Source organism: Kitasatospora sp. NPDC059160, assembly GCF_042755465.1.
Taxonomy (GTDB): Bacteria; Actinomycetota; Actinomycetes; order Streptomycetales; family Streptomycetaceae; genus Kitasatospora.
This window is the reverse complement of the sequence record NZ_JBHZCN010000221.1, coordinates 1-4842: the sequence shown is the minus strand read 5'-3', so window position 1 is coordinate 4842 and position 4842 is coordinate 1. Positions and strand designations below refer to the sequence as shown.

At 72.9% G+C, this 4842-nt stretch carries 3 protein-coding genes and 1 tRNA gene; 2 read left to right on the top strand and 2 right to left on the bottom strand.

Annotated features, from left to right (window positions below):
• Positions 1 to 100: 100 nt before the first annotated feature.
• Both pgi and ACFXOZ_RS42105 read right to left on the bottom strand, forming a co-directional pair.
• Complete coding sequence (pgi, locus tag ACFXOZ_RS42110) at positions 101 to 1762, bottom strand: glucose-6-phosphate isomerase (protein ID WP_380529780.1); 1662 nt, start codon at positions 1760 to 1762, stop codon at positions 101 to 103.
• A gap of 242 nt (positions 1763 to 2004) precedes the next feature.
• The gene (locus ACFXOZ_RS42105; RefSeq protein ID WP_375883333.1) at positions 2005 to 3588 is read right to left on the bottom strand and encodes a Na+/H+ antiporter; all 1584 of its coding nucleotides are present in this window, start codon (positions 3586 to 3588) and stop codon (positions 2005 to 2007) included.
• A 192-nt stretch (positions 3589 to 3780) separates the two neighbouring features.
• Between ACFXOZ_RS42105 and ACFXOZ_RS42100 the strand changes: the two genes are divergently transcribed.
• Both ACFXOZ_RS42100 and ACFXOZ_RS42095 read left to right on the top strand, forming a co-directional pair.
• Positions 3781 to 4689, top strand: coding sequence for an NADP-dependent oxidoreductase (locus ACFXOZ_RS42100; protein WP_380529782.1), 909 nt, complete (start codon positions 3781 to 3783; stop codon positions 4687 to 4689).
• 61 nt (positions 4690 to 4750) lie between these two features.
• Positions 4751 to 4824, top strand: a tRNA-Lys gene (locus tag ACFXOZ_RS42095).
• Positions 4825 to 4842 lie beyond the last annotated feature (18 nt).

Here is a 4842-nt window from a genome sequence, read left to right as displayed (position 1 = left end):
TTGCGCCCTGGGCCTTAGCATGGGCGCTTCCGGCGTTTCCCCGTGAGCCTGGACGGGGAGAGCCGGGCCGCCCGCCGGAGCGGACGGCCCGGTCCCGGGCTCAGCGGCCGCGCAGCGCGCGGTAGCGGGCCACCAGCGCGGCGGTGGAGCTGTCCAGCTGCCCGCCGCCCTCACCGGTGAGCAGCACCGGCTCGATCCGCTTGGCGAGCACCTTGCCCAGCTCGACGCCCCACTGGTCGAAGGAGTCGATGTTCCAGATCGCGCCCTGGACGAACACCTTGTGCTCGTACAGCGCGACCAGCTGGCCGAGCACCGACGGGGTCAGCTCGGCGGCCAGGATGGTGGTGGTCGGGTGGTTGCCCTTGAAGGTCTTGTGCGGGACGAGCTCGGCCGGCACGCCCTCGGCGGCGACCTCCTCCGGGGTCTTGCCGAAGGCCAGCGCCTGGGTCTGGGCGAAGAAGTTGGCCAGCAGCAGGTCGTGCTGGGCGGCCAGGCGGTCGGGCAGGTCGGCGACGGGGCGGGCGAAGCCGATGAAGTCGGCCGGGACCACCTTGGTGCCCTGGTGCAGCAGCTGGTAGTAGGCGTGCTGGCCGTTGGTGCCGGGGGTGCCCCAGACCACCGGGCCGGTCTGCCAGCCGACCGGGGTGCCGTCGCGGGTCACCGACTTGCCGTTGGACTCCATGTCCAGCTGCTGGAGGTAGGCGGTGAACTTGGACAGGTAGTGCGAGTACGGCAGCACCGCGTGCGCCTGGGCGTCGAAGAACGCGCCGTACCAGACGCCCAGCAGGCCGAGCAGCAGCGGGACGTTCTGCTCCGGCGCGGCGGTGCGGAAGTGCTCGTCGACCAGGTGGAAGCCGTCCAGCATCTCGCGGAAGGCGTCCGGGCCGATGGCGATCATCAGCGAGAGGCCGATCGCCGAGTCGTAGGAGTAGCGGCCGCCGACCCAGTCCCAGAACTCGAACATGTTGGCCGTGTCGATGCCGAAGTCCTGCACGCCCTGGGCGTTGGTGGACAGCGCGACGAAGTGCTTGGCCACCGCCTCGGTGCCGGCGCCAAGGCCGTCGAGCAGCCAGCCGCGGGCGGAGATCGCGTTGGTGATGGTCTCGATGGTGGTGAAGGTCTTCGAGGCCACGATGAACAGCGTCTCGGCCGGGTCGAGGTCCCGGACCGCCTCGTGCAGGTCGGCGCCGTCCACGTTGGAGACGAAGCGGACCGCCAGGTCGCGCCTGCCGAAGGAGCGCAGCACCTCGTAGGCCATCGCCGGGCCGAGGTCGGAGCCGCCGATGCCGATGTTGACCACGGTGCGGATGGGCTTGCCGGTGTGGCCCTTCCACTCGCCGCTGCGGACCCGGTCGGCGAAGGCGGCCATCTTGTCCAGGACGGCGTGCACCGCGGGGACGACGTTCACGCCGTCCACCTCGACGACGGCGCCGCGCGGGGCGCGCAGCGCGGTGTGCAGGACGGCCCGCTGCTCGGTGATGTTGATCTTCTCGCCGCGGAACATGGCGTCCCGCAGCTCGGCGACGCCGGTGGCGGCGGCGAGCTCGCGCAGCAGCTCCAGCGTCTCGTCGGTGACCAGGTGCTTGGCGTAGTCCACGTGCAGGTCGCCGACCTGGAGCGTGTGGGTGCGGCCGCGCTCGGGGTCGGCGGCGAACAGCTCGCGCAGGTGGGTCTCGCCCAGCTCGGCCCGGTGCTTGGCCAGGGCGGCCCACTGCGGGGTGCGGTCGAGCGGGGTGCGGGCGTCGGCGCGGGTCTCCGACATCGGTGGGTCCTCGATTCATCTGGGTGCAGAAACCGGCAGGGCCAGGCGTGGGGCCGGTCGTCGTCGAGCGGCTTCGCGAGGTTGCGGCGGTACGGGTGGTGCGCCGACTCCGTTGACGGCCTGCCCGGGTTCAGCCTATGCAACTCCGGCGGGGGTGGTGCACATTCCGGCCGGTCGGGGGCCGTGCCGCCGGGCGGCCGGACTGCCCGTCACTTCCGTTGCGCCCGCCGCTCGCGGTGCGTTCACTTCCGCTCGGAGCGCAGGTCCAGTCCGCGCAGCACGTGGTCCACCAGCTCCGGGTCGGCGCCGAGTTCGCTGCGGGCGACCAGCATCTCGCGGCGGGAGGCGGCGATCATCTCCTGCTCGACCTCGGCGGCGGCCCGCCACTGGGCGATCCGCTGCTTCGCCTCGGCGGCCTCCTCCTCGGCGTAGTTCTCCGGGCAGAGCCGGGCCAGCCGGTCGTGCTGACGGTCCCGCAGCCGGTCGGCGACCTCGGCCGGCAGCCTGTCCTGCTCCTCCAGTTCGCCGAGCCGCTCCAGCCCGGCCTTGGCGGCGCGCCACCACAGCCGGCGCACCGCCTGTTCGTGCGCGTCCTGGTCGATGTCCAGCTGGAGCCGCTTGGCCAGCCAGGGCAGGGTCAGGCCCTGCACCAGCAGGGTGAACAGCACCACGCTGAACGCGATGAACACCAGTCGGCCGCGCTCCGGGAAGTCGGCGCCGGAGTGCAGGGTGAGCGGGATGGCCAGGGCCAGGGCGACGGTGGCCACCCCGCGCATGCCGGACCACCAGAGCACCACGCTCTCCCTCCAGCTGAACGGGGTGTCCTCCTCGTTGTTCTTGCGCAGCTTCTTCGACAGCCAGCCGGCCGGCAGCAGCCAGAGCAGCCGGACCGCCACCACGACCGCGATGACCACCGCGGCGTCGCCGAGGAAGCCGGTCCAGCCGCGGCCGGCCTCCTTGAGCACGGTGGCCAGCTCCAGGCCGATCAGGCCGAAGGCGACGCCGGTGATCAGGATCTCGACCACCTCCCAGAAGGCGTTGCCGACCAGCCGGTAGGCGACGGCGTCCGCGTCGGAGGCCCGCTCGGCGAGGTAGAGCGCGCAGATCACCACGGCGAGCACGCCGGAGCCGTGGATCTCCTCCGCGACGGTGTAGGCGGCGAAGGGCACCAGCAGGTTGAGCGCGACCTGCTGGGTCGGGTCGTCCAGGCGGTCGGCGAGCTTGGCGTTCACCCAGCCCAGCACCACGCCGACGACCACCGCGAGCACGGCGGACAGCACGAAGCGCAGCGCCGCGTGGCCGACCGAGAAGTCGCCGCTGACCACGGCCTCGATGGCGAGCGAGTAGACGACGATCGCGGTGACGTCGTTGAACAGGCCCTCGCTCTCCAGGATCGCCACCAGCCGGCGCGGCAGGCCGATGCTGCCGGCCACCGCGACGGCGGCCACCGGGTCGGGCGGGGAGACCAGCGCGCCGACCGCGATCGCGGCGGCGAGCGGCAGCGCGGGCAGCAGCCAGTGCACGGTGCCGGCCACCGCGACGGTGGTGACCACCACCAGGGCGACGGCCAGCAGCAGGATCGAGCGGGCGTTGGCCTTGAAGTAGCGGACGCTGGAGCGCCGGGCGACGGCGAAGATCAGCGGCGGCAGGACCAGCGGGAGGATCAGCTCGGGCTCGATCTTGACGTCCGGGATCTGCGGGACGATCGCCATGACGATGCCGAGCAGGGTCATCAGGACCGGTTGCGGCACGCCCGTCTTGCGGGCGAGTGGCATGGTCACCACGGAGGCGAGCAGCACCAGGAAGAACAGGGGCAGCTGGCCCACGGGGAGGTTCCTCTCGACGACGGTTCGGCGACGGTTCGGCGACGGACGGCTGAGCGCCGCCCAGGATAAATCTGACAATGCGCCCATTCGCGGGGACACGCCGGACGGACCCTTGACCTCAAGCGCACTTCACATCCGAGGATCGGGACGTTCGAGCAGCGGATCGGCCAGTGCCGGCGAGAGGAGCACCCCATGAAGGCGGTCACCGTACCGAGGTCCGGCGGTCCCGAGGTCCTGCGGGTCACCGGGGTGGCGGACCCGGAACCCGGCCCGGGAGAGGTCCGGGTGCGGGTGTACGCCGCCGCGGTCCAGCCGGTGGACCTCGCGATCCGGGAGGGCTTCCGCCCGCCGGGGCTGGTGGCCGCGGAGCCGTTCGTCCTGGGCAACGAGTTCGCCGGGGTGGTGGACCGGCTCGGGCCGGGCGCCGGGCCGTGGCGGGTCGGCGACGAGGTGCTGGGCTTCCGGGTGCTGGGCTGCCAGGCCGAGCTGGTCACGGTGGACGCCGGCCAGCTGGTGGCCAAGCCCGCCGGGATGCCCTGGGAGCAGGCCGGCGCGCTCTCCGCCTCCGGGCAGACCGCGCACGTGGCGCTCGACCTGCTCGGGGTCGGCCCCGGGGAGACCGTGCTGGTGCACGGCGCCTCCGGCGGAGTGGGCACCGTCGCCGTCCAGCTCGCCCGCGCGCTGGGCGCCACCGTGGTCGGCACCGCGAGCGAGCGCAACCACGCCTACCTGCGCGGACTGGGCGCGATCCCGGTCGAGTACGGCGAGGGGCTGGTCGAGCGGGTCCGGGCGGTCGCACCGCAGGGGGTGGACGCGGCCTTCGACGCGGCCGGGCGGGGCGCGCTGGCCGCCTCCGTCGAGCTGGTCGCCGACCGGGCCCGGATCGGCACCGTGGTCGACTACCCGGAGGCCGAGCGGCTGGGCGTCCGGGGGCTGCGCGGGCCGCGCACCGCCGAGCGGCTGGCCGAGCTGGTCCGGCTGTGGGAGGCGGGCGGGCTGCGGCTGGAGATCGCCGAGACGCTGCCGCTGGAGAAGGCCGCCGAGGCGCACCGGCTGGTCGCCACCGGGCACGTCCGCGGCAAGGTGGTGCTGACCGCCTGAGGGCCTCCGGGCCGATTGTGTGTTTCGGCCGCTGACCAGGTAATGTTCTCCACGTCAGCAGGCGCCGCTAGCTCAGTTGGTTAGAGCAGCTGACTCTTAATCAGCGGGTCCGGGGTTCGAGTCCCTGGCGGCGCACAGACAGCCGAGAGGCCC

Excerpts from the sequence above, each read along its gene's own strand:
- pgi (WP_380529780.1), bottom strand. The coding sequence starts at position 1,762 with ATGTCGGAGACCCGCGCCGACGCCCGCACCCCGCTCGACCGCACCCCG.
- ACFXOZ_RS42100 (WP_380529782.1), top strand. The coding sequence starts at position 3,781 with ATGAAGGCGGTCACCGTACCGAGGTCCGGCGGTCCCGAGGTCCTGCGG.